Origin of the sequence: Ramlibacter pinisoli (assembly GCF_009758015.1) — a bacterium.
GTDB lineage: Bacteria > Pseudomonadota > Gammaproteobacteria > Burkholderiales > Burkholderiaceae_C > Ramlibacter > Ramlibacter pinisoli.
Map to the genome: position 1 here is coordinate 1,627,154 of NZ_WSEL01000009.1, position 22,925 is coordinate 1,650,078.

Sequence of the window (22,925 nt, forward strand, 5' to 3'; positions counted from 1 at the left end):
GCCTCGCCAGCGCCCGCAGGCTAGGCGTCAGGCGCGATCTTTGCCGCGTCGCCGCGGAACGCGTACGCGAGCATCGGCGGCGCCGGACAATCCTGGTGCCGCAGGAAGACCCATTCAATGCGTTGAAGCGCTCGAACTCGGGGGCGACCGCGGCCGCTACCTCGGCGGCCGCCATGTTCAGGGGGCGCCCCGCCTCCGTCCAGATCTGGGAGAGTGACCGCACGCCGTCGACCATCGCCAGGCAGGCCAGCGCGGCGGCCGATGGCTGGAGCCGGATCGTGTGGCGGGAGGAAAACTGCACCGTGACGGCTCCGCGCTCGCGCAAGCGCCCTGCGGTCTCGGCCGCCGTGGCGGTCAGGAAGTAGGGGACCATCTCCGGGTCCTGGAAGCTTGCCGCCGCACGCCCGGGACGCGCCGCATAGAAGCCGTGCGCATACATGTGGCCGTGCAGCAGTTCGCCGATGGCCTGGCGCTCGCGCCGTTCGCGCGGCATCAACTTCTGCCTGAGCTCCTCGCCCTCGAAGTAGATGTCCGGCTCGTACTCCAGCCGCAGCGTTTCGTGGAAGTTGGTGAAGTTCGCCACGGACAAGCCGGCGGCTTCCACGAACTGGTAGAGCTCGGGGACGGTGTACGCGCGGTCCTGCGCATGCAGGAACGTATCCACGAGGTTTGCGTCATCCGCCATGGTGGCCTCGACCTTCTGGCGGCTCCGCCCTCGAAGCATGAGGTGTGCCGGCGACAGCGCGCGCACCGATTCCTTGAAGTTGGCGATCTGGTTGCGCAGGTCCGGCTCGCCCTTGTTGACCAGGCGCATGAGGTCCTGCATTGCATACACGTCGGCACGCCCATAGCGGCCGTAGACCATCAGCCCCATGCCCCCGTCCTCGCCCAGCACCTCGGCCAGCGCGCGCAGGCCCGCATCGGGATCTGCCAGGTGGTGCAGGACACCGAGGCAGGAGATGTAGTCGAAGCGGCCGATCCCCAGCCGGGGGGCGTCCAACAGGGAGCCATGGATCCAGCGCACGCGCGATTCCAGTCCCCTTGCGCTGGCCCTCTGGCGCGCGATGTCCAGGCTCGCCTCGCTGATGTCCAGGTAGACGATCTCGGCGTCGGAATCTTTCAGTTGCGCGGCCAGGAAAATCGCGGAGTCGCCCGTGCCGCCACCGGCAACCAGCGCCCGGAATCCCTTGCCGAGATCCCGCCGCCCGCCGAACACGTGGTGGTGAACCTTTCCGAGGATGTCGGTGCGCGTCAGGGGGAGACTGCCCGGACGTTCCGCGACCGGGTTGCGCGCCGGGAATGGGAACGCTTCGTAGAGGTTGCGTACCTTGGAGTTCTCCGCCATTGGTTCAGTCTAGCGAACACGCACGCGTAGCACATCAAGATCTTCCCGGAGCTGGATTCGCTCGAGCCTCGGCGCATGACGCCACCCTGCAGGCGCCGGCTCGAACTGATGCGTGCAAGTGCGCAGCCGCCATGGGACCATCGTCCCATCCCCCGGGCCCCGTGCTCATGCCTAGCATCCACGCATGGCGCGTCCCCTGCACCGACCCATGGCCTGGGCCGCGGTGTGGTCCAGGCTGGCCGGGCTGGTGCTCGCCGCCTGGCTGGCGCTGCTGCCCTGGGGGGCCATCGGCCAGATTCCTGGCACGCGGCCGGCGCCGAGCCAGCCAGCGGAGGCCCAGCAAGCCCGCGATCCGCTGGGCCGCGAGACGCCGCGCGGCAGCTTCACCCGTTTTTCGAGCGCCGCGAACAGCGGCAACTTCGGGCTGGGCGCGCGCTACCTGCAGCTGTCCGCCGCGCAGCGCGACAAGGGCGAGCTGCTGGCCAGGCAGCTGGGTGAGCTGACCGACCGCTACTTCCTGGTTCCGCTCTCCACCATCAGCGACCGCCCCGAGGGCCGCATCAACGACGGCCTGCCGATCGACCGGGACCGCGTCGGCCCGATGCGCATCGGCGGCGACGAGTTCTACCTGGAGTTGGTCAGGGTCCAGGATCCGGAGGGCCGCCTCGTCTGGCTGGTGTCCAGCCAGACGCTGGCGCGCGTGCCGCAGCTGCATGCCGACATGGACCGCTCCTGGGCCGAGCGGGTCCTGCCCGACGCCCTGTCGCACACCGTGGTGCTGGGTGCACCGCTTCCCCAGCTGGTGATCTGGGCCGCTTCGCTGGCGCTGCCGCTGCTGGTGGTCCCCGCATTGCTGTGGGCGCTTCGCGCATTGACGCGCGGACTCGCGCGCAAGCGGAGCCCGCTCTGGGCACAGTGGTATGTCGCAGCACGATGGCCCTTGGCCGTCGTCCTGGTCCTCCTGCTGCACACCGCCGCACTGCCGGCCTTCGGCAGCTCGCTCGCGTTCCGGGTCATCTACGTGCGCGTGATCGCCGCCCTGCTGGTGGCGGCGTTGGCCTGGACCTTGCATCGCAGTGCCCGGGTCCTGTTCGAGCGCGCCAGCGCACGGCTGCTGCAGGAAGGCCGCAGCGGGCCGCGTTCACTGCTGCTGCTGGGCGAGCGCCTGTTCATGGCCCTGCTGCTGGTGGCGGCCGTGCTGGGCATGCTGGCGGTCGCCGGGGTCCAGGTCACCGCGGCACTCGCCGGCCTGGGCATCGCGGGCATCGCCGTCGCCCTCGGCGCGCAGAAGACGGTCGAGAACATCCTGGGCGGCCTGATGCTGCTGGCAGACCAGGCGATCGCGGTCGGCGACACCTGCCGCATCGGGGCCCACATGGGCGTGGTCGAGGACATCACGCTGCGATCGGTCCGCATCCGCACCTTCGAGCAGACCCTGCTGTCCATCCCGGCCGGCGTGCTGGCGCAGGACACCCTGGAGAACTTCGCCTCGCGCGGCAAGATCCTGCTGCAGACCAGCGTGCGCCTGGCCTACGGGCCGACGGAGCACGAGCTGCGCACGCTGCTGGAGGAACTGCGCGGGCTGCTGGCGGGGCATCCGCGGATCGATCCGACCGGTGCGCGGGTGCGGCTCGCGGGCTTCGGCGTCCAGGGCATCGAAGTGGAACTGTTCGCCTACTTCCAGACCGCGGATGGGCTGGAATTCCTGGCCTTGCGCGAGGAGCTGCTGCTGCAGGTGATGCGCGTGGTCCAGGCCCGGGGCGCCGTCTTCGCGCCAGCCTGGACGGTCCCCGGGGCGGCGGCAGCGGGCGCCACGGGGTGATGGGTTCCGGATGAGCCAGCCAGTCCGGCCCGCAGGGCCTTGCGCGACCGCAGTGCCGAAAAGGAGCACAGTTGCGCCAGGTCTCGTTCCTGACGGGGTGCGGCGGTTCCCCGGCAGTGCGTCGGCGTCCAACCGCCTTTGCAAGGGAGCATGCCATGCAAGGCAGCATCGAGAAGCGCGCCTGGTGGGTCTTCGCAGCGGTTCTGCTGGCCGCGGCGGCAGCGGCCGCGGCTTGGTACGTCGGCCTGCCGGGCAGCTACGCGACCTATGAACTGCGTACCCAGGACCCGGTTTCGGGGCTGATCGAAGGCTCGCCGGTCGAGTTCCACGGGGTCGAGGTGGGATCCGTCCACGAGGTGCGGCTGCTCGACGCGCGGACCGTGCAGGTGCTGCTGCACGTCAGGCGCGAGGCGCCGGTCACCAAGGCGACCGTGGCCACCATCTCGGGGCGCGGGCTGGCCACGCGCGGCTTCACCGGCTACGTGTACGTGAGCCTGGAGGACAAGCCGGGGGGCGGGGCCGCCCTGGTGCGCCAGCCGGGCGAGTCCTACACCCGCATCCCGACGGCGCCGGTCGAGTCGGTCACGCTGGACACCTCGATCCACCAGTTGAACGAGAGCGTGCGCGGCGTCACGGCGATGCTCCAGGACACGCTGGACGCCGACACCATCCGGGCACTCAAGTCGACCGTCGCCAACCTCCAGCAGGTCAGCACCACCCTGGCCGCCGACCAGGCCAGGCTGCGTTCGACCCTCGCCAACATGGAACGCGCGTCGGCCCAGCTGCCGCCCCTGCTGCAGGCCGGCGGCGAGGTGGCGCGCGGGCTGCGCGACGGCGTACTGCCGCACGCAGAGAACACGCTGGCGCGCATCGACGGCGTGGCGCAGTCGGCGGCCGGCACCCTGCAGCAGGTCGATGCGGCCGGCAAGGCGCTGGCGCCGATGGCGCAGTCGGGCCAGGCGGCGCTGCGCACGATCGACGGGCAGCTCCTGCCCCAGACCCGGCAGATGCTGGCGCGCATGAACGAGCTGCTGAGCAAGCTCGACGACACCGCCGACCGGGTGCGTGACAACCCCTCCGTGCTCGTCTGGGGCCCCCGCCCGCAGCCGGCCACCACCGGGCCGGAGCGCCCGGAGTCAGGGCAGCATGCGCAGGAGCGTGTCGTCGCGCCGCCGGAAGTGGTGGTCCAGCGCTGCCCCGGCATGCAGTGCAACCAGGCCGAGCAGGGCATTGGCCAGCCAGCGGTGCAGGACCTCCAGCGCCTCGAACAGGCGCGGCTGCAGGCCGATCAGGTGCGGAACGTTGAACCAGCCGAACACGGGCACGGGGTAACCGCCCGCTGACGACATCAGCCAGCCCGTCACGGGCAGCAGGACCATCAGCGCGTACAGGCACAGGTGCATCACGCGCGCCGCGAGTTGCTGCCAGGGGGGCAGCCCGCCCGGCAGCTCGGGCAACGGGTGCAGCGCACGCAGCGCGATGCGCACCAGCACCAGGCCGAGCGCCACCATCCCCAGGCCCTTGTGCACCAGGATCAGTGTGATCTTGATCTGGTCGTGCCCGATGTCCGGCAGCGACACCATGTACAGCCCCAGCACGACGAGCGACGCCAGCACCAGCGCCATGGCCCAGTGCAGGACCATGGCGAGGATCCCGTAACGCTGCGGACTGCTGGCCCAGGCGGACATGGCGCCATCCTGCCGAAAAAGCAGGCGGACCGCCACGGCAGGGGTCTCCCGCTCCAGCCCGCCGGTCACGGGGGCACCGCGCATCGGCGGGGTCGGCGCCGTCCCACGCCACGCTCATCCTGATCCGACGGACCGGCCGCGCTGGAGTGGTAGAACCGCGGCATGGCGCTTTCCCCCCAATCCATTGCCAAGGCCGTGCGCAGCAAGGCCTCGCGCGCCCAGCGCAAGGTCCAGGAAGCCGAGCACGAACTGCATGCGGCCAACGCGACCCTGCTCGACGCGCTGCCGCGCCACGACGAGCAGGCCATCGAGCACGCGGCACGCCGCACCGCGAAGGCCGAGTCGGCCGTGCACGCGGCGTCCGAGGAACTGGAAGTGGTGAGCCACCTGCTGAACGACACCACCTCCATGCTGGTGTCCCCGGCCGGCGCGTCCGGCGAGGGCTTGCGGTCCCTAGTCGAGCGGCTGCGCCAGGTCTAGCCCTTGTCCGCCACCGAGCCGTCGACGCCGTCGGATTTCGATTCCCTGCGCGGCCGGGAAGAAGACCTGCCGCTGGCCGCCTGGCGGCGCAGCATGCGGCGCCTGGCCGACCTGAAGGCCCTGCGCGAGAACATCCTGGCCGTGCCCGACGTGGCGGCCCGGCATCCGGAGATGCTGGAGGACCTGGCCCGCCTGATCGCGACCGAGGACGCGCGCGCCGCCCAGCTGGTCAAGCAGTTGAGCGGCTGAGACCGTCGACCGGCCCCTGTTCGCCTTGCGCCTGCCGCCTGCGCAGGCCATTCTTGGTGGCACGACGATTTGCCACGATCGGACAGCCGCAGCACGGCGCCGCGGTGGCGACTGGCGAGGGATCTCCGATCCCCGCCCGCACGACAAGCTGGGGAGCGCGACATGACATCGACCACTGCCGGGCTTCCGCCCGTGGGGATCCGCTGGACCGTCGGCGACGTCAGCGATCGCGGCTTCGACGCGCTGCGCCTGTCGATCTGGGGCGCCTGGCACATCTTCGGGCTGCAGGCCTCGTACGTCGTCTGCGTCCACGCCATTTCGGTCGATGTCGCGCGCACGCGCACCGGCCCCGTCCCTCCCGAGCTCAGCTGGCACGACGCCACGCGCGACGTCCCGCCGTTCCTGCGCATGGTGCTGGGCAACGGCATGGCCGAGGGTGCCGGCTGGAAGCTCGCGCCGCTGCGCTACTTCCCCTTCCGGCATGAGCTCTCGCTCGACAACGACTGCATTCTCTGGTCGCTGCCGCCCAGCCTGCAGGACTGGTTAGCCCGGCCGGTCCGGCATGCCGGCTGCGTGCTGGCCGAGGACGTGCAGCCCTGCTTCGGGGAGTTCGCTCCCGAATGTCCGCGGCGGGCACTGCACGCCGGGCTGCGCGCCTTGCCGCCGCGGTTCGACCCGGGGCCGCTGCTGCGCGAGGCCCTGGCGCGCCGCCAGCGCGATGTGTCGACGCCGCTGGCGTTCACCTGCGAACGCGACGAAGAGGGTTTGCAGGCCGCCGCGCTGTCGCTGGCCGGTCCCTTGCGCGTGGTGCCGCTGGAGGAAGTGACGGTCTGCTCGCCCTTCCCGCCGCACCTGCCGCACCTGGGCAGTTGCGGCGCGCAGCTCGTGGGCCTCAATGCGAGGTCGATCGACGGGGAGTCCTGCGGCCGGCCGGCCGATGCCTGCATGGCCGAGCACTGGGAGCGCCATGCAGGCGACCTGAAAGAGCGCACCGGCGCGCCGGCGCGCTTCGAGCTGGCCGGCCTGGCCTCGGTCTGACGCTCAGGTCTTGGAGCGCGAACGGACCGTCGAGAACAGCGGGACGTCGCCGCCGACCGAGCTGGGCATGGTCTTGCTGAAGTCTTCGATGCCCGGCTTGCGGACCTGCTTGGCGGCCGAGTAGACGAATTCGATCAGGCGGCTGGCCTCGGCGCGCAACACCGTGGCTTCGGTCTCCCAGGTGAGGAAGGGCAGCGGCGCACTGCCGGCGACATAGGCCATGTAGGCGCTGACGACCTTTTCCTCGGCCTCCCGCGCGGCCGTGTCCGCCCGGTACCACGCGCGCATGCTGCGCTCGAAATCGTTCACCTCGATCTCCCCTGTCGTCTTTTGTACTTGAGTATCCGAACATTCCAGCGGGCACGCCGCGCAAACGCACCGCAACCGATCCCGAGCGCAGCGCCGGATGCCGCGTCGCGCGACAAATGTCGCATACCGCAGGCCCGATTGCCACAGGGCCCAGCGCGCCTCAGGAGCGCGGCCGGCGAAGTTCGACAGCCGTCCCCTCCGTCTCCGACAGCAGCGCCGTGCGGCCCGGGTCGCCCAGGTTGGGCGGCAGCTCGCCGGCCACCGCGGCCGTGACCGCCAGCTGCCAGCCCTGGGCGCGCGCCAACGCCTGCAAGGCCTGCGCGCGCTGGATCGTCGGCCCGGGCACCGGCGCGATGCCTGCATCGCCATGCAGGGGGTCGCGCAGGCGCACCAGCCCCGCCGGCCCGGTGTCCATGCCGATCGCCAGAGCCGCGCCGCTGGCACCCGTGGTGGCGGCGAGCACGTTGGCGATCGCGGTCTGCAGCCCGAACGCGGAGCGCAGCGGATTGGCCAGGCTCGAACGGCCCTGGGTGTCCGCGCGGTAGACGGCCAGGATGGCCTGGCCGTGCGGCAGCACGTGCACGGCGCCGAACAGGTACAGCGCGTCGCTGGCGGCCTGGTGCGCGCGTTGCAGCAACTCCGCGGCGTCCGGACGGCCGGCCGACTCGCGCTCGAGCAGGCTGAACAGGTCGGCCACCAGCACCACGGCGTTGTCGAACACGATCTCCTGGCCGGCCTCGACATCGACCTTCCACTTGGAGTTGAGCTCCTGCAGCAGCTGCGTCTCGTAGCGCGAGGCGAGCTGTTCGCGCTGGTGCGCCAGTGCCGCGTCCATGTCCTCCATCAGGCTGCCGGCAATGGCCTCGTACTGCGTGCGGCGGCGGCGCAGCAGGGCCTCGGCGGCCTCCACCAGTTCGCTGGGCCGGAACGGCTTGGGCAGGTAATCGTCGGCGCCCGCATTCATGCCCACCCGCACCTGCGCCCGCTCGGCCAGCGAGGTCAGCAGGATGACGGGGGTGGTGCAGATGGTCGGTTCCTTGCGGACCGCGGCCACCAGCTGGTAGCCATTCATCCCCGGCATGACCACGTCGCACACGATGAGTTCGGGTGCCTGCTCGCGGGCCAGCTGCAGGCCTTGCTGGCCGTCGGTCGCCTCGCGCACCGTGTGCCCTGCCTGCGCCAGCACCAGGGCGGCGAACGCACGCTGGTGTGGATCGTCCTCGATAAGCAGCACGGCGGCCATGTGCTTCGATGATACGTTGCACTCCGATGCCGTCAGTTGCAGCACAGATGCGCCGCCCGGGGTTAGGTATTTTGCTTAGACCGTTCGCCGTGTTTTCCTCATCCGTGGCAGCAACAAACAGACACACTGGTTGCATGTTGTGTGGGTGCAATCCTCGCATGAGGAGCAGTTCGGAGCAGGCAGTACATGGCGCGGGTTGTTGAGAGACTGGCTGGCTGGGCCCGGTCGTCGTGGTCGGTGTTCGCCGAACTGCGCGGCAGCACCTTCGAGGAGACCGCGCCCACGCCCGGCACCGAGGAACCGATCTACCGCCTGCGCGAGTGGCCCCGGTTGCCCGCCGCCCTGCGCACGGCCGACGTGTTGCGGCTGCTGTCGCTCATGAGCAACCGGCCGGTGAACCGCAGCTGGATGCTCCGGCACTCGCCGCTGAAGCCCGATCGCATAGAACGCCTGCTGCGCACCCTGACCGAGCAGGGGGCGCTGGACATCATCGATCCGTCCTGCTTCCCGGCGCAGGTCCCGGTCGCGCCCTGAGGCTCAGGCCGGCTTCGGGGCCGCCTGCACGGCGGCGCCGCCACGCTGGGCCATGCGGTCGACCAGCCGCTGCAGGTTCGACAACGACAGCAGGTGCATCGACACCAGGTGCAGCTCGCCGGCGCGGAACAGCGACAACACCGTGGCATCGGGCAGCGCCATCAGCTTCTTCTCGTCGACCACCATCAGGCCGGCCACGGTGAAGCTGCGGCCGTCCACCAGGTCGGCGCGGGCGCTCATCTCGGTGAGCAGGCCGGCCTCCTCGAGCTTGCTGCAGAACGCCTGCGTGCGCACGTACTCGGCCTGGTAGCGCTGCAGGAACTCGAGCGCGTTCTGCAGGTACGGCGTGTTGTTTCCCTGGGCGTCGAACAGGGCGTCGCCCTCGCTGGTGTTGACGCCCTCGAAGCCCTCGTCGATGCACACGCCCATCTGCTGGCCCGGCAATTCCGCCAGCACGAACGGGTAGCGCCGCACGAAGGCCGGCACGTAGGTGGCCTTCCAGCGCTCCTGCTCGTCGATGAACAGGTTCTCGCCGCTGCGCAGCCCCAGCACCACCACCGGCGCCAGCTTGCCGCCGGACAGCCGCGTGAAGACGATCGCGTACTCCTTGCAGGCTTCGTTGAACTCCACGCCGGCCAGGTACAGCGAATTGGCCTTGCGCGCGAAGCTGAACCCGCTGGCCGCCCGGATGCGGCGGTCGCGGTGCTTCTCGCGATTGAGCAGCACGGGTTTCTCGTACCAGGGCATCTGCGCCATCGTCATTCCTCCTGTGTTTCCATGGCCAGGCGGCTGGCCAGCACCTTGTCGATCCGCCGTCCGTCCAGGTCGACCACCTCGAACAACCAGCCACCCGCCTCGATGCGTTCGCCCACGCCGGGCAGATGGCCGGACACTGCCAGCAGCAGGCCGGCGACCGTGTTGTAGCGGCCGCGGTCCTCCTCGGGCAGGTCGCGGATGTCCAACCGCTCCTTGAGCTCGGCCACCGGCATCAGGCCGTCGAGCAGCCAGCTGCCGTCGTCGCGCGGCGTGGCCCAGGGCTCGGTCTGCGCCTCGGGCCGCAGCTCGCCGGTGATGGCCTCGAGCATGTCGCGCGGCGTGAGCAGCCCCTGCACCACGCCGTACTCGTCGACCACGAACACGACGCGGTGCGACTGGCGGCGGAACTGCTCCAGCAGCTCCATGCCGCTCAGGGTCTCGGGCACGAACGCCGCGGGAATCGCCTGCGCCGCGACCAGGCCCTCGTGGTCCCGGCCCAGGGCCAGCAGGCGGGCCACGCTCACCACCCCGAGCACGTCGTCGAGCGAGCCGCGGCACACCGGGTACCACGAGTGCGCGCCGCCCTCGCCGGCCAGGCGCAGGCCGTCGGCCACCGTGGTCGCGGCGTCCAGCCACTCGATGTCCGAGCGCGGCACCATCATCGACGTGAGCGGCCGGTCGTCCAGGCGGAACACGTTCTGCACCATGCGGTGCTCCTGCGCCTCGATCACGCCGGCGTCGACGCCCTCCTCCAGGCTGTGCGAGATCTCCTCCTGCGTCATGCCGCGCGACTGTGCGGTGTCGATGCGCATGAGCTTGAGCGTGGCCTGCGTGGTGGCCGACAGCAGCTTGACGAAGGGGCCGGCCGCCTTGGCCAGCCATGCCATGGGGCGCGACACGAGGCGCGCCACCGGCTCGGGGTAGAGCTGGCCGATGCGCTTGGGCACCAGCTCGCCGAAGATGATGGTGACGAACGTGATGAGCGCCACCACGATCGCGGTGGCGGCGACGCCCGCCACGCCCTCGGCCACGCCATAGGTCTGGAGCCAGGCCGCCAGCGAGGCGCTGAATGCGGCCTCGCCGACGATGCCGTTCAGCACGCCGATCGAGGTGATGCCCACCTGCACGGTGGACAGGAACTGGGTCGGGTGCTCCAGCAGCCGCAGCGCCATGGCGGCACCGCTGTCACCGTCCTCGGCCATGGCCAGGAGGCGGGCCTTGCGGCTGGAGGCCAGGGCCAACTCGGACATCGCGAACACGCCGTTGAGCAAAGTCAACAGCGCGATCAACAAAAAATCCATGGCCCGCGGCGAGAATCCGACACGATGGGACTGTATCTGATCGGGGATGTGCAGGGCTGCGACGAACCGCTGGGCCGCCTGCTGGATGCCGTGGCGTTCTCGCCCAGCCGCGACCACCTGGTGGTGCTGGGCGACCTCGTCAATCGCGGGCCCGACTCGCGCGGCGTGCTACGGCGGCTGGCGGCGCTGGACGGGGCGGCCACCTGCCTGCTGGGCAACCACGACCTGAGCCTGCTGGCCGTCGCCCACGGCGTGCGGCGGCCGCGCGCCGACGACACACTGGACGGGGTGCTGCAGGCGCCCGATCGCGCCGCGCTGCTCGACTGGCTGCGCCGGCAGCCGCTGGCCGTGCATGCGCATGGCCTGCTGATGGTGCATGCCGGCGTGCTGCCGCAATGGGACCTGGCACAGGTGCTGGCCCTGGCCGGCGAGGTGGAAGCGGTGCTGCGCGGCCCCGGCCTGGGCGCCTTCCTGGCGCAGATGTACGGCAACCAGCCGGCGCAGTGGAGCGACACGCTGGCCGGCGCCGATCGCCTGCGGGTGGTGGTCAACGCGCTCACCCGCCTGCGCTTCTGCACCGTCGAGGGCGAACTGCTGCTGCAGGCGGGCGGCGGGCCCGAGCAGGCGCCGGCCGGCGGCATGCCCTGGTTCGACGTTCCGGGCCGGCGCACCGCGGGCACGCCGATGGCCTTCGGGCACTGGTCCCAGCTGGGCCTGCTGCTGCGCGACGACGCGATCGGGCTGGACACCGGCTGCGTGTGGGGCGGCTGCCTGAGCGCGCTGCGCTACGACGCGGCGAGCGGCGCGCGCGAGGTGATCCAGGTGGGCTGCCCGCAGGCGCAGCGCCCGGGCGACTGACTCACTCGGGCTGCTTGAACAGCGCCGCGACCTTGCGCTTGGTCTTGATGTTGGCCGAGACCCGGCTGGTGACCGGCTTCATGCCGCTTTCCCAGGCCGGCTTCACGTCGCCCTGCGGCGCCTGGTAAGGCTGCTCGAAGAACGGATCGGCCGGCGTGCGCACCGGCCGCTCGAAGCGCTCGAACCGCTCGGTGCGTTCGGGCCGCGCGGGGCGCAGGCGTTCGCGCTGGGCGTCCATGGTGTCGCGCTCGTCGCCCAGTTCGCCGCGCTCGCGCCAGGTGCGGCGGCCGTCGTTGATGCGGCCGCGCGGGCGGTCGTCGTCCCACTCCAGCGCCTCGAGCTCCACCTTCTTCTTCAGCAGCTTCTCGAGGTCGGCGACCAGCCGTCCATCGCTGGGCGAGACCAGCGTGACCGCCAGGCCCGACGCGCCCGCCCGGCCGGTGCGGCCGATGCGGTGGACGTAGTCTTCCGCGTTGAACGGCACGTCGAAGTTGAACACCGCCGGGACGTCCTTGATGTCCAGGCCACGCGCGGCGACGTCGGTGGCCACCAGCAGGTCGACCTCGCCGGCCTTGAACGCGGCCAGCGCCTTCAGGCGCTCGTCCTGGCTCTTGTCGCCGTGCAGGGCCGTGGTCTTCATGCCCTCGCGCTCGAGCGAGCGCGCCAGCCGGGCGCAGCCGAGCTTGCTGTTGACGAACACGAAGGCCTGCGTGAGGCCGCGCTGGCGCACGATCTGCTTGACGGCGCGCCGCTTGTCGTCATCGGAGACGCTGTAGAAATGCTGCTCGACCGTCGAGGCGGTGGCGTTGGGCCGCGCGACCTCGATGGTGACGGGATCGTTCAGGTAGCTGTTGGCCAGCCGCTTGATCTCGGGCGAGAAGGTGGCCGAGAACAGCAGCGTGGTGCGCTGCTTGGGCAGGTACGACAGGATGCGCTGCAGGTCGGGCAGGAAGCCGATGTCCAGCATGCGGTCGGCCTCGTCGAGCACCACGTACTCGACCTGGTTGAGCACCGCGTTCTTGGCCTCGATGTGGTCGAGCAGGCGGCCGGGCGTGGCCACCAGCACCTCGACGCCCTTCTTCAGCTCGGCGGTCTGCGGCTTCATGTCGATGCCGCCGAACACCACCGCGCTGCGCAGGCTGGTGTGCTTGGCGTACAGCTTGACCTGCTGGGCCACCTGGTCGGCCAGTTCGCGGGTGGGCAGCAGCACCAGGGCGCGCACCGGGTGCCGCGCCGGCGAGGTCGACGTGTTCTCGTGCTTCAGGAGCCGCTGCAGCAGGGGCAGGGAGAACGCCGCCGTCTTCCCGGTGCCGGTCTGGGCCGCGCCCATCACGTCCTTGCCGGTGAGGACGACGGGAATCGCCTGCGCCTGGATGGGGGTCATCTGCTCGTAGCCCATTTCGGCCACGGCACGCGCCAGCGGCTCGGCCAGCGACAAGTTGGAGAAGGATGCACTCATGGGAACCCCGGATTGTCGCACCTGGACCGGGGATGCGTCCGGACCGGGGCTGGCGCCCACTTTCCGGGGCGCCGCAGCGCCCCGCCCACGTGCCTAGAGAGAAGCCGCGCGGAAGGTGTCGCAGCCCTTGATGTTGCCGCCCTGCCAGCCGGCCTGGAACCAGCGCTGGCGCTGGGCGCTGCTGCCGTGGGTGAAGCTCTCGGGCACGACGGCGCGGCCGGCCGAGCGCTGCAGCGTGTCGTCGCCGATCTTCTGGGCCGCATTGAGCGCCGCCTCGATGTCGCCCGGATCCAGCCATTGCTTGGATTGCTGCGACTGGCGGGCCCAGACGCCGGCGAAGCAATCTGCCTGCAGCTCCAGCCGCACGCTCAGGGCGTTGCCCTGCTGCTGGCTGCCGCGCGAGCGCAGCTGGTCGACCCGGTCGGTGATGCCCAGCAAATGCTGCACGTGGTGGCCCACCTCGTGCGCGATGACGTAGGCCTGGGCGAACTCGCCGGGCGCCCCCAGCTGCTCGCGCAGCGTGCGGTAGAAGCCCAGGTCGATGTAGACCTTCTCGTCGGCCGGGCAGTAGAACGGGCCCATGGCCGACTGGCCGGCGCCGCACCCCGTGCGGATGGCGCCGTCGAACAGCGCCAGCTTGGGCTCGCGGTAGGTCGCGCCGCCCTGGGCGAACTGCTGCTTCCAGACCTCCTCGGTGTCGGCCAGCACGGTGGAGACGAAGCGGGCCGTGCGGTCCTGCGCCGGCGGCTGGTGGGCCGGCGCCTGCTGCGTCTGCGGCGCGGGACCGCCGCTCAGCAGGCTCAGGATGGTGAGCGGGTTGATGCCGAAGATGGCCCCGCCGACCAGGGCGATGACGATGGTGCCGATGCCGATGCTGCGGCCGCCGATGCCGAAGCCGCCCAGGCCGCCGCCACCACCGCCGCCGTCTCCGCGGTAGTCCTCGACGTTGCTCGATTCGCGTTCGCCTTCCCAGCGCATGGTGCGGCTCCCTTGCTACAGTGGTCCGATGCTAAGCCCTGCCGCCAAGCCGCCTGTCGGCCAAGCCCGCATCCTGGTCACGGGTTTCGACCCTTTCGGCGGCCAGCCGGTCAACCCCAGCTGGCTGGCGACCCAGACGCTCGACGGCGCCGAGATCGACGGGCACCGCGTGGTGGCGGCCCAGCTGCCGACCCGATTCGGGGATGCGCTGGCGACTCTGCAAGACCTGCTGGGCCAGCACCGGCCGGCCCTGGTGCTGTGCACCGGCCAGGCCGGCGGCCGGGCGGCCCTCTCGCTGGAGCGGGTGGCCATCAACATCGAGGACGCCCGCATCCCGGACAACGCCGGCCGGCAGCCGATCGACACACCGGTGATCGCGGACGGCCCGGCGGCCTACTTCACCACCCTGCCGATCAAGGCCATGCTGGCCGCACTGCTGGCCGAGGGCATCCGGGCCGACGTCTCGCAGACCGCCGGCACTTTCGTTTGCAACCATGTGTTCTACGGACTCATGCACCTGCTGGCCACCGACCGGCGCTGGAGCGGGGTGCGCGGCGGGATGGTGCACGTGCCCTGGCTGCCCCAGCAGGGCGCGCCCTCCATGACGCACGAGCAGGTGGTGCGCGGCCTGGAGGTCGCGTTGCAGTGCGCCTTGCGCACGCAGGTCGACGTCCGCCTGCAGGCCGGCGCGATCAGCTGACGACCGGCGCCGCGCGAGCGGCGGTCCCTGCCCGGCCGCGCCGTAAAATCGGGACGTGGCCACCCTCAACGCCGACCTGCACTGCCACTCCGTGGTGTCCGATGGCACCCTCACGCCCGAAGAGCTGGCCGCCCGGGCCAAGGCCAACGGCGTCGAGCTGTGGGCCCTGACCGACCACGACGAGATCGGCGGCCAGGCCAGGGCGCTGGCCGCGGCCCGTGCCAACGGCCTGCAGTACCTGACCGGCGTCGAGATCTCGGTCACCTTCGCCAACGAGACCGTGCACATCGTCGGCCTGGGCTTCGATGCCGACGACCCGCGCATGCTCGAGGGGCTGGAAGCCACGCGCGGCGGCCGCGGCGGCCGGGCCCGCGAGATGGCCAGCCAGCTGGCCGCGGTGGGCATCCCGGGCGCCTACGAGGGCGCCCTGAAGTACGCCGGCAACCCCGAACTCATCTCGCGCACCCACTTCGCCCGCTTCCTGGTCGAGGTCGGCGCCTGCCGCGACACCGCCGAGGTCTTCCGCAAGTTCCTCACCGAGGGCAAGCCCGGCTACGTGCCGCACCGCTGGGCGTCGCTGAAGGACGCGGTGCAGTGGATCTCGCGCTCCGGCGGCGTGGCCGTCATCGCCCATCCGGCGCGCTACAAGTTCACGGCCAACGAGGAATACGCGCTGTTTTCGGAGTTCAAGGCCCATGGCGGTCGCGGGGTCGAGGTGGTCACCGGCAGCCACACCGCCGCCGAGGCCGTGCGTTACGCCGGCACGGCGCGGGAGTTCGGCCTGGCTGCCTCGCGCGGCAGCGACTTCCACAGCCCCGGCGAGAGCCACACCGACCTGGGCCAGCTGCCCTACCTGCCCGACGCGCTGACGCCGGTCTGGCATCTGCTGGCGGATCGCATCCGGTGACCGGCCCCGGGGCGCCACGCCCGGCGCGCAACGAGCTGCTGGGCATCGGCCTCGTGCTGGCCGCATCGGCCTGCTTTTCCGCGCTGGACACCACCACCAAGGGCGTCAGCGCCTCCGTGCCCCTGCTGATGGCGCTGTGGTTCCGCTACGCCTTCCAGGCGCTCGCCACCACCGCCGTCGTCCTGCCCTGGCGCGGCACCGCGGCGCTGCGCACCCGCCACCTGCCGTTCCAGTGCCTGCGCGGCGTGCTGCTGCTCACCAGCAGCCTGCTGGCCTTCCTCAGCCTGCGCTACATGCCGGTCGGGGAGTTCACCGCCATCGTGATGATGGCGCCACTGGCGGTGACGCTGCTGGCGGCGACGGTGCTGAAGGAACATGTCTCGCGCCTGCGCTGGACCCTGGTGGCCGGCGGTTTCGCCGCCACCCTGGTCATCATCCGGCCGGGCGGCGAGTCGTTCAGCTGGGCCATGCTGCTGCCCCTGGGCCTGACGGTGACCAACGCCTGGTTCCAGGTGCTCACCAGCAAGATGGCGCGGACCGAGGACCCGGTCACCATGCACCTGTACACCGGCTGGGTGGGCACGCTGCTCGCATCGCTGGCGCTGCCGTTCGTGTGGACGCCGGTGCACGACCCGCTGCTCTGGGTCGGCCTGTGCTTCATGGGGCTGATGGGCACCGTCGGCCACTTCCTGCTGATCCTCGCCTACCGCAATGCGCCCGCCGCCACGCTCACGCCCTACCTGTATTCGCAGATCGGCTTCGCCATGCTGCTGGGCTGGCTGGTGTTCTCGCATGTCCCGGACGGCTGGTCGCTCCTGGGCATGGTGACCATCGCGATCTGCGGCGCGGCCGGCGCGTGGCTCACCGTGTTCGAATCGCGGTCGGCGGCGGCACCGCGCCCCGCGCGAGCCTGAGGCGGCCATGGCGCAATATTTCGAGCTCCACCCCGACAACCCGCAGCCCCGCCTGCTGAAGCAGGCCGTGGCGCTGCTGGCGCAGGGCGGCGTGCTCGCGGTTCCCACCGACTCCAGCTACGCCCTGGCCTGCCAGCTGGACGACAAGGCCGCCGCCGACCGCCTGCGCCAGGTGCGCGGGGTCGACGAGAAGCACCACCTCACCCTGCTGTGCCGCGACCTGAGCGAGCTGTCCACGTACGCCCGCGTCGACAACCGCCAGTACCGGCTGCTCAAGCTCGCCACCCCGGGGCCGTTCGCATTCATCCTGGAGGCCACGCGCGAGGTGCCCCGGCGCCTGAGCCACCCGCAGCGCAAGACCATCGGCCTGCGCGTGCCCGACCACCCGGTGCTGCAGCAGCTGCTGGACCTGCACGGCGGCCCGCTGCTGGCCACCACGCTGATCCCGCGCGGCGAGGACGCTCCCCTGAACGACGCCCAGGAGATCCGCCAGCGCCTGCAGCACCAGATCGCCGGCGTGGTGGACGCCGGGGCCTGCCCGCTGCAGCCCACCACGGTGGTCGACCTGTCGCCCATGGGGACGGGCGGCGACCCGGTGATCACGCGCCTGGGGCGCGGCGACCCCGCCACCCTGGGGCTGTGAACGGAGGGCGCGGCGGCGCCCGGCGGCCCTCTGAGACAATCGACGGGTGAATATCGACTCCCTCATACAGACGGTCCTGATCTACGCCCTCCCGGTGCTGTTCGCGATCACGGTCCACGAGGCGGCGCACGGCTACGTGGCCCGCTACCTGGGTGACAACACGGCCTACGCCATGGGCCGCGTGACCCTCAACCCGATCAAGCACATCGACCCGGTCGGCACCATCCTGATGCCGCTGGTGCTGTATTTCGCCACCTCCGGCGCCTTCCTCTTCGGCTACGCCAAGCCGGTGCCGGTGAATTTCGGCCAGCTGCGCCGGCCCAAGCGCGACATGGTGTGGGTGGCGCTGGCCGGCCCGGCCTCCAACTTCATCCAGGCCCTGCTGTGGGCCATCGTGTTCACGGTGCTGGCCGGCAGCGGCGTCACCGAGCGCTTCTTCATCGAGATGGCCAAGGCCGGCGTGCTGGTCAACCTGGTGATGTGGGCCTTCAACCTGTTCCCGCTGCCGCCGCTGGACGGCGGCCGCATCGTCGCCGGCCTGCTGCCGCGGCGCGCCGCCTGGAACTTCAGCCGCATCGAGCCGTGGGGCTTCTTCATCGTGATGGGCCTGGTGGTCGCCGGCATCGTCGGCACCTGGTGGCTGCGGCCGCTCATCTCGGTGGGCTATACCGTGCTCGGCCTCCTGCTCACGCCGCTCACCGCGCTGTTCTGACGCCATGACCGCACCGATCCGCTACCTCACCGGCATCACCACCACCGGCACGCCGCACCTGGGCAACTACGTCGGCGCCATCCGTCCCGCCGTGCAGGCCAGCCGCCGCCCGGGCACCGAGAACTTCTACTTCCTGGCCGACTACCACGCGCTGATCAAGTGCGACGAGCCGGCCCGCATCCAGCGCTCCACGCTGGAGATCGCCGCCTGCTGGCTGGCCGCCGGCCTCGACCCCGACCAGGTGTTCTTCTACCGCCAGTCCGACATCCCCGAGGTGACGGAGCTGACCTGGTTCCTCACCTGCGTCACCGGCAAGGGCCTGCTCAATCGCGCGCATGCCTACAAGGCCGCGATGGACCGCAACGCCGCGGCCGGCGCCGACCCGGACGCCGACGTCACGGCCGGCCTGTTCATGTATCCGGTGCTGATGGCGGCCGACATCATCCTGTTCAACGCCCACAAGATTCCCGTCGGGCGCGACCAGGTCCAGCACATCGAGATGGCGCGCGACATGGCGGCCAGCTTCAACCACCTGTACGGCGAGCACTTCGTGCTGCCGGAGGCGGCCGTCGACGACTCGGTGGCCCTGCTGCCGGGCCTGGACGGGCGCAAGATGAGCAAGAGCTACGACAACGTCATCGGCCTGTTCGCCCCGCGCGAGCAGGTCCGCAAGCAGATCTTCTCCATCGTCACCGACTCGCGCGCGCCCGGCGAGCCCAAGGACACCGAGGGCTCCGCCCTGTTCCAGATCTACCAGGCCTTCGCCGACGCCGAAGAGACCGCGCAGCTGCGCAAGGCCTACGCCGACGGCATCGCCTGGGCCGACGCCAAGCAGGTGCTGTTCGAGCGCATCGACCGCGAGATCGCGCCCATGCGCGAGCGCTACGACGCCCTGGTGGCCGAGCCGGCGCAGTTGGAGGCCATCCTGCGTGCCGGCGCCGACAAGGCCCGCGGCCGCTCGGCACCGTTCCTGCAGCGCCTGCGCCACGCGGTCGGCCTGCGCAACCTGGCCGACCAGCCGCAAGCGGCCAGGTCCAAGGCCGGCAAGGCGGCGCTGCCCGCCTTCAAGCAGTACCGCGAGGCCGACGGCAAGCACTATTTCAAGCTGGTCGACGCCGCCGGCGCGCTGCTGCTGCAAAGCACCGGCTTCGAGGCGCCGCAGGAGGCCGGCCGGGCGGTCGCCCGCCTGAAGCAGCAGGGCTGGCCGGCAGGCGCCGAGACCGCCGCCCAGCCCGCACCGGGCATCGACGAAGCCACCATCCGCGCGGCCCTGGCGCAGCTCGCCGCATGACCACCCCCGCATCCGCCGCCGCCGGCGGCCAAGGTATCCTTCCCGTTGCCATGAAGCCCACCCCGAATCCCGCCACCCTGTACGTCATCGACGACCACCCGCTGATGCGCGAAGCGGTGGTGATGCTCCTGCGTCGCATGCGTCCGGGCGCCAACGTCATCGAACTCGATCGCATCGGCGGCATGGAGTCGTCGGTGCGCCAGCACGGCTTCCCGGACCTGATCTGCCTGGACCTCAAGCTGCCCGACACCACCGGCACCTCGGGCGTGCACGAGATGAAGAACCGCTTCGCCGACGCGCCGCTGGCGGTGCTGTCGGCGTCGCCCGCCGCCGATGCCGAGGAGGCCTGCATCGAGGCCGGCGCCGACATCTACATCGAGAAGTCGTCCGGCGCGCAGGAGATCGGCAACGCGCTGCGCGCCCTGCTCACCACCGATGGCAGCTTCGAGGAGCTGGCACCCACCGACAGCAAGCTGTCCAAGCGGCAGAACCAGCTCATCGTGATGCTCGACCGCGGCCTGTCCAACCGCGAGATCGCCGACGAACTGGGCATCAGCGAGCACACGGTGAAGGTGCACCTGTGGCGGCTGTTCCGCCGCCTGGGCGTCAAGAGCCGCACCCAGACCATCCACTACGCCCGCACCCACGGGCTACTGAGCCACTGAGGTCGCGGGCCGGGCGTCGCGCCCGGTGATGATGGGCGGCCCCAGCAGCACTTCCGGCCGGCCGTACTTGATGGTGTCGATCGACGAGGCCGCGCGCTGCGCAGCCTCGACCGGATCGGTGGGCCGCAGCAGCAGCCGGAACACGGTGCCGCGGCCGGGCCGCGAGGCCATGTGCAGGGGATGGCCCAGGATGTGCGCGAGCCGCGCCACGATGTACAGGCCCAGGCCGAACCCGTCGTCGGTGCCGGCGTGGCTGGGCACCTTGTAGAACTCCCGGAAGATCTCGCGCTGGTGCATGGGCGCGATGCCCACGCCGGTGTCCCAGACCTCGATGCGGGCGCCAGCGGGCGTCACGCGCGCGGCCACCAGCACGCCGCCGCGCTGGGTGTACTTCACCGCGTTGGAGATCAGGTTGCCCACCACCCGCTGCAGCAGGATGGGGTCGGACGCCACGCTGCCGGTCACCGAGTGGACGCGGAACTTCAGGCCCTTGGCTTCGGCCAGCGGGCGGTAGTGCAGTTCCAGGTCCTGCAGCAACTTGTCCAGCCGCAGGGTCTCGACGTGCAGCCGGATCTTGCCGGAGTCCAGCCGGGCCATGTCGAACAGCGAGTCGAACAGCGAGTTCACCGCCTTGGTCGACTCCACGATCTTGGGCGCCAGGTCGTGCACCAGCTCCGGTTCGCTGCCCAGCCAGTCGGCGTACAGGCCCAGCGCATGCACCGGCTGGCGGATGTCGTGGGCCGCGCTGGCCAGGAAGCGGTTCTTGACCTCCACCGCGTCGAGGGCGGCCTGGGTCTGGCGCGTCAGCGATTCGATCAGCTGGTTGTTGCGGTACTGCAGCTCGTAGTTCTTGCGCTGCGTCACGTGCTGGCGCAGGCCGGCCTGGCGCAGCACCTGCCAGAAGAGCATCAGCAGCAGCACCATCCACCAGTGGTAGGCCGGCCCGGTGAAGCGCAGGTCGAAGCCCATGCGCCAGACCATCACGCCCAGCGCGGTGGCCGCCAGGGCATCCAGGTAGGAGCGCATGGTGGCGAGGTGGCTGGAGAGGGTGTTGATGGCGAACATCGACAGGCCCGAGAGCACCAGCCAGCACACGAACTGGTCCTCCAGCGAGGCGCGGTCGAAGAACAGCAGCGTGCTCAGGCCCCACATCGCGCCGGTGACCGGCCACACCAGTCCCCAGCGGCGCACGAAGGCCAGGTGCTCGTGCGGGCCGGCCGGCGCGACCTCGCGGGCATAGAGCCGCATGATGGCCAGGCGCACGGCGCCCACGGCGGTGGTCAGCACGGCCCATCCCAGCAGCGCCGGGCGCGGGACGTCCGGCCACAGCACGGCCAGCACCAGCGCGATCAGCAGCAGGCCCAGGATCCGGGTGGTGCGCTGGGTGCGCATCAGCCCGCGCACCAGCTCGCCCTCGACCCAGGCGGCCTCGTCGGCGGCGGGCTCGGCGGGGATGGCGTGCGGCTTCACCCCCCGATTGTCACTTGGCCGCGCCGGGCCGCGGCCCCGGCCCTCAGTGGCGGCGCCGCTCGGCCGACGCGATCTTCAGCTGCTGGCGGTACTTGGTGACGGTGCGCCGCGCGACCTGCAGGCCCTGCACCGAGAGCTGGCGCGCGATCTCGACGTCCGACAGCGGCTGCGCCGGCGCCTCGGCGGCAATCAGTTCCTGCATCAGCCCCCGGATCGCGGTGGGCGAGCACTCGCCGCCGCTGGCCGTGGCCAGCCCGCGCGAGAAGAAGTACTTCAGCTCGAAGACACCGCAGGGCGTGGCCATGAACTTGTTGTTGGTCACGCGCGAGACCGTGGACTCGTGCACGCCGACCTCCTGCGCGATCTCGCGCAAGGCCAGCGGCTTCATCGCCATCGCGCCGTAGGCCAGGAAGCGGTGCTGCCGCTTCAGGATGGCCTGCGCCACCGCCAGGATGGTGGAAAAGCGCTGCTCCACGTTGCGCACCGTCCAGCGCGCCTCCTGCAGGTGGGCCCCCAGTTCGGCATGCTCGGCGTTGCGATGGCGCCGGAACAGCTCCGCATAACCGCGGTTGAGCCGCACCCTGGGCACCACGGCTTCGTTCAGCACCGCGGTCCACTGCCCGCGCACCTTGTGCACCAGCACGTCGGGCGTGACGTACTGGGTCTGCGGCGTGCCGTGGCGCCAGCCCGGGCGGGGATCGAGCCGGCGCAACGCCACGCACGCCTCCTCGGCCTGCGCCAGCGTCGCGTCCAGCCGGCGGGCGACCGCCGCCACGTCGTGGTGGGCCAGGCACTGCACGCAGTCGCGCAGGATGCGGGCGGCCAGCGCCCGGCGCGGCGGCGGCTCGATCAGCGGCAGCTGCAGCCGCAGGCACTCGACCACGTCGCGGGCGGCGACGCCCGGTTCCAGCGACTGCACGCGGCACAGGGCGATGGCCAGTTCGTCGCTGTCGGCGGGCGGATCGAGCGGGACCAGGGTGCCGATGTCGGCCAGCGGCGCGCGCAGGTAGCCGTCGTCGTCCAGGGACTCGATGACCGCCGCGGCCAGCGCCCAGTCGCGCTCGGGCAGGTTCAGCAGGTTGAGCTGGCCGGTCAGGTAGTCCGCGAGCGACGAAGGCGCGGCGAGCGTGTCGAACACCCCGTCGCCGTCGACCATGCGCGAGCGGGCGATGGGCTCGGCGCCCCAGGAACTGCCGTCGGCCGGCGGCGCCGCCGCGTCGTCGGGGGCCTCAGCGTCGGGCGCCGCGGCCACCAGCGGCAGGTCGGCCACCGGCGCCGTCTCGTCGGCTTCGAGGAAGGGATTGTTGTCGAGCGCGTCGCGCACCGCCTGCGCGAAATCGAGCGATGACATCTGCAGCAACCGCACCGCGCGCTGCAGGCGCGGCGAAAGCGTGGGCTGGAGGGTCGAGGTGACCTGCAAGCTCAGGGAATGCAATCGGATCTCCTGGCGCGACGGGCGCGCATGCGACGCAGCCGCAAAGGCCGTGCCGGTCGCGCTGCGGGTTGCCGGGCGGTCACCATTGAGACCGTCCGTCACAACGGCAGCCGCCGCAGGCGCGGCGC

General features: G+C 71.1%; 23 protein-coding genes and 2 pseudogenes. 15 read left to right on the forward strand and 10 right to left on the reverse strand.

Annotation, left to right across the window (positions count from 1 at the left end; all coding sequences use genetic code 11):
• Nucleotides 1–95: 95 nt before the first annotated feature.
• Nucleotides 96–365, forward strand: coding sequence for a hypothetical protein (locus GON04_RS22130; RefSeq protein WP_157400143.1), 270 nt, complete (start codon nt 96–98; stop codon nt 363–365).
• A 518-nt stretch (nt 366–883) separates the two neighbouring features.
• Here the strand turns inward: GON04_RS22130 and GON04_RS27305 are convergent.
• A pseudogene (locus GON04_RS27305) lies at nt 884–1,345 on the reverse strand (class I SAM-dependent methyltransferase); the annotation flags it as partial.
• A 184-nt stretch (nt 1,346–1,529) separates the two neighbouring features.
• On the opposite strand from GON04_RS27305, the gene GON04_RS22140 reads away from it, so the two are divergent.
• The gene (locus tag GON04_RS22140) at nt 1,530–3,167 is read left to right on the forward strand and encodes a mechanosensitive ion channel family protein (RefSeq protein WP_157400144.1); all 1,638 of its coding nucleotides are present in this window, start codon (nt 1,530–1,532) and stop codon (nt 3,165–3,167) included.
• 155 nt (nt 3,168–3,322) lie between these two features.
• Nucleotides 3,323–3,616, forward strand: a pseudogene (locus GON04_RS26920) (MlaD family protein); the annotation flags it as partial.
• A gap of 687 nt (nt 3,617–4,303) precedes the next feature.
• Here GON04_RS26920 and GON04_RS22150 read toward each other — a convergent pair.
• Entirely contained in the window at nt 4,304–4,855 is a 552-nt protein-coding gene (locus GON04_RS22150) for a cytochrome b (RefSeq protein ID WP_157400146.1), read from the reverse strand.
• 162 nt (nt 4,856–5,017) lie between these two features.
• Here GON04_RS22150 and GON04_RS22155 point away from each other — a divergent pair, with 162 nt between their 5' ends.
• From GON04_RS22155 to GON04_RS22165, 3 genes are all read left to right on the forward strand, one after another.
• The gene (locus GON04_RS22155) at nt 5,018–5,335 is read left to right on the forward strand and encodes a hypothetical protein (RefSeq protein ID WP_157400147.1); all 318 of its coding nucleotides are present in this window, start codon (nt 5,018–5,020) and stop codon (nt 5,333–5,335) included.
• Between the two features lie 3 nt (nt 5,336–5,338).
• Nucleotides 5,339–5,584, forward strand: a complete 246-nt coding sequence (locus GON04_RS22160; RefSeq protein WP_157400148.1) for a hypothetical protein — start codon at nt 5,339–5,341, stop codon at nt 5,582–5,584.
• Between the two features lie 162 nt (nt 5,585–5,746).
• Nucleotides 5,747–6,622 carry a hypothetical protein gene (locus tag GON04_RS22165; RefSeq protein ID WP_181653710.1) on the forward strand — a complete coding sequence of 292 codons (876 nt, stop codon included), beginning with the start codon at nt 5,747–5,749 and terminating at the stop codon, nt 6,620–6,622.
• Between the two features lie 3 nt (nt 6,623–6,625).
• Here GON04_RS22165 and GON04_RS22170 read toward each other — a convergent pair whose 3' ends face one another.
• Nucleotides 6,626–6,931, reverse strand: coding sequence for a hypothetical protein (locus GON04_RS22170; RefSeq protein ID WP_157400149.1), 306 nt, complete (start codon nt 6,929–6,931; stop codon nt 6,626–6,628).
• 160 nt (nt 6,932–7,091) lie between these two features.
• A complete protein-coding gene (locus tag GON04_RS22175) occupies nt 7,092–8,174 on the reverse strand; it encodes a response regulator (RefSeq protein ID WP_157400150.1) in 1,083 nt (360 codons plus the stop codon).
• A gap of 186 nt (nt 8,175–8,360) precedes the next feature.
• Between GON04_RS22175 and GON04_RS22180 the strand changes: the two genes are divergently transcribed.
• The gene (locus tag GON04_RS22180; RefSeq protein WP_157400151.1) at nt 8,361–8,708 is read left to right on the forward strand and encodes a hypothetical protein; all 348 of its coding nucleotides are present in this window, start codon (nt 8,361–8,363) and stop codon (nt 8,706–8,708) included.
• Between the two features lie 3 nt (nt 8,709–8,711).
• Here the strand turns inward: GON04_RS22180 and GON04_RS22185 are convergent, their stop codons facing one another.
• Together GON04_RS22185 and GON04_RS22190 are read right to left on the reverse strand one after the other, a co-directional pair.
• Nucleotides 8,712–9,464 carry a SapC family protein gene (locus GON04_RS22185; protein WP_157400152.1) on the reverse strand — a complete coding sequence of 251 codons (753 nt, stop codon included), beginning with the start codon at nt 9,462–9,464 and terminating at the stop codon, nt 8,712–8,714.
• 2 nt (nt 9,465–9,466) lie between these two features.
• Nucleotides 9,467–10,765, reverse strand: coding sequence for a hemolysin family protein (locus GON04_RS22190; protein WP_157400153.1), 1,299 nt, complete (start codon nt 10,763–10,765; stop codon nt 9,467–9,469).
• Nucleotides 10,766–10,789: 24 nt separating this feature from the next.
• Between GON04_RS22190 and GON04_RS22195 the strand changes: the two genes are divergently transcribed.
• Nucleotides 10,790–11,623 (forward strand): symmetrical bis(5'-nucleosyl)-tetraphosphatase, encoded by an 834-nt coding sequence (locus GON04_RS22195; protein WP_157400154.1) that lies wholly within the window; start codon nt 10,790–10,792, stop codon nt 11,621–11,623.
• Between the two features lies 1 nt (nt 11,624).
• On the opposite strand, the gene GON04_RS22200 is transcribed toward GON04_RS22195, so the two are convergent.
• Complete coding sequence (locus GON04_RS22200) at nt 11,625–13,082, reverse strand: DEAD/DEAH box helicase (protein ID WP_157400155.1); 1,458 nt, start codon at nt 13,080–13,082, stop codon at nt 11,625–11,627.
• A 93-nt stretch (nt 13,083–13,175) separates the two neighbouring features.
• The gene (gene ypfJ, locus GON04_RS22205; RefSeq protein ID WP_157400156.1) at nt 13,176–14,060 is read right to left on the reverse strand and encodes a KPN_02809 family neutral zinc metallopeptidase; all 885 of its coding nucleotides are present in this window, start codon (nt 14,058–14,060) and stop codon (nt 13,176–13,178) included.
• 28 nt (nt 14,061–14,088) lie between these two features.
• Here ypfJ and pcp point away from each other — a divergent pair, with 28 nt between their 5' ends.
• Genes pcp through GON04_RS22240 form a run of 7 tightly spaced genes read left to right on the forward strand, consistent with a single transcriptional unit; the run spans nt 14,089 to nt 19,892 of the window.
• On the forward strand, nt 14,089–14,760 hold the full coding sequence (gene pcp, locus GON04_RS22210) for a pyroglutamyl-peptidase I (protein ID WP_157400157.1): 672 nt from the start codon (nt 14,089–14,091) through the stop codon (nt 14,758–14,760).
• Nucleotides 14,761–14,815: 55 nt separating this feature from the next.
• Nucleotides 14,816–15,667: a 3',5'-nucleoside bisphosphate phosphatase gene (locus tag GON04_RS22215; protein WP_181653711.1), complete on the forward strand. Its 852-nt coding sequence runs from the start codon at nt 14,816–14,818 to the stop codon at nt 15,665–15,667.
• Nucleotides 15,664–16,581: an EamA family transporter gene (locus GON04_RS22220; RefSeq protein ID WP_181653712.1), complete on the forward strand. Its 918-nt coding sequence runs from the start codon at nt 15,664–15,666 to the stop codon at nt 16,579–16,581. Before GON04_RS22215 ends, GON04_RS22220 begins: the two co-directional genes overlap by 4 nt.
• A 7-nt stretch (nt 16,582–16,588) precedes the next feature.
• On the forward strand, nt 16,589–17,224 hold the full coding sequence (locus GON04_RS22225) for an L-threonylcarbamoyladenylate synthase (RefSeq protein ID WP_157400158.1): 636 nt from the start codon (nt 16,589–16,591) through the stop codon (nt 17,222–17,224).
• Nucleotides 17,225–17,270: 46 nt separating this feature from the next.
• Nucleotides 17,271–17,936 carry a site-2 protease family protein gene (locus GON04_RS22230; protein WP_181653713.1) on the forward strand — a complete coding sequence of 222 codons (666 nt, stop codon included), beginning with the start codon at nt 17,271–17,273 and terminating at the stop codon, nt 17,934–17,936.
• Nucleotides 17,937–17,940: 4 nt separating this feature from the next.
• Nucleotides 17,941–19,227, forward strand: coding sequence for a tryptophan--tRNA ligase (locus GON04_RS22235; RefSeq protein WP_157400159.1), 1,287 nt, complete (start codon nt 17,941–17,943; stop codon nt 19,225–19,227).
• A 50-nt stretch (nt 19,228–19,277) separates the two neighbouring features.
• Entirely contained in the window at nt 19,278–19,892 is a 615-nt protein-coding gene (locus GON04_RS22240) for a LuxR C-terminal-related transcriptional regulator (RefSeq protein ID WP_157400160.1), read from the forward strand.
• Here GON04_RS22240 and GON04_RS27225 read toward each other — a convergent pair.
• Together GON04_RS27225 and rpoN are read right to left on the reverse strand one after the other, a co-directional pair.
• Complete coding sequence (locus GON04_RS27225) at nt 19,878–21,362, reverse strand: sensor histidine kinase (protein ID WP_338051033.1); 1,485 nt, start codon at nt 21,360–21,362, stop codon at nt 19,878–19,880. The two genes, GON04_RS22240 and GON04_RS27225, sit on opposite strands and share 15 nt — an antisense overlap.
• Nucleotides 21,363–21,405: 43 nt before the next feature.
• Nucleotides 21,406–22,797 carry an RNA polymerase factor sigma-54 gene (rpoN, locus tag GON04_RS22250; RefSeq protein ID WP_232533167.1) on the reverse strand — a complete coding sequence of 464 codons (1,392 nt, stop codon included), beginning with the start codon at nt 22,795–22,797 and terminating at the stop codon, nt 21,406–21,408.
• Nucleotides 22,798–22,925: the final 128 nt, after the last annotated feature.

Coding starts and splice junctions, on each gene's coding strand:
- GON04_RS22175 (WP_157400150.1), bottom strand. CDS start 8,174: ATGGCCGCCGTGCTGCTTATCGAGGACGATCCACACCAGCGTGCGTTC.
- GON04_RS22190 (WP_157400153.1), bottom strand. CDS start 10,765: ATGGATTTTTTGTTGATCGCGCTGTTGACTTTGCTCAACGGCGTGTTC.
- GON04_RS22240 (WP_157400160.1), top strand. CDS start 19,278: ATGAAGCCCACCCCGAATCCCGCCACCCTGTACGTCATCGACGACCAC.
- ypfJ (WP_157400156.1), bottom strand. CDS start 14,060: ATGCGCTGGGAAGGCGAACGCGAATCGAGCAACGTCGAGGACTACCGC.
- GON04_RS22140 (WP_157400144.1), top strand. CDS start 1,530: ATGGCGCGTCCCCTGCACCGACCCATGGCCTGGGCCGCGGTGTGGTCC.
- GON04_RS22225 (WP_157400158.1), top strand. CDS start 16,589: ATGGCGCAATATTTCGAGCTCCACCCCGACAACCCGCAGCCCCGCCTG.
- GON04_RS22165 (WP_181653710.1), top strand. CDS start 5,747: ATGACATCGACCACTGCCGGGCTTCCGCCCGTGGGGATCCGCTGGACC.
- GON04_RS22200 (WP_157400155.1), bottom strand. CDS start 13,082: ATGAGTGCATCCTTCTCCAACTTGTCGCTGGCCGAGCCGCTGGCGCGT.
- GON04_RS22195 (WP_157400154.1), top strand. CDS start 10,790: ATGGGACTGTATCTGATCGGGGATGTGCAGGGCTGCGACGAACCGCTG.
- pcp (WP_157400157.1), top strand. CDS start 14,089: ATGCTAAGCCCTGCCGCCAAGCCGCCTGTCGGCCAAGCCCGCATCCTG.
- GON04_RS22180 (WP_157400151.1), top strand. CDS start 8,361: ATGGCGCGGGTTGTTGAGAGACTGGCTGGCTGGGCCCGGTCGTCGTGG.
- GON04_RS22150 (WP_157400146.1), bottom strand. CDS start 4,855: ATGTCCGCCTGGGCCAGCAGTCCGCAGCGTTACGGGATCCTCGCCATG.
- GON04_RS22185 (WP_157400152.1), bottom strand. CDS start 9,464: ATGGCGCAGATGCCCTGGTACGAGAAACCCGTGCTGCTCAATCGCGAG.
- GON04_RS22155 (WP_157400147.1), top strand. CDS start 5,018: ATGGCGCTTTCCCCCCAATCCATTGCCAAGGCCGTGCGCAGCAAGGCC.
- GON04_RS22235 (WP_157400159.1), top strand. CDS start 17,941: ATGACCGCACCGATCCGCTACCTCACCGGCATCACCACCACCGGCACG.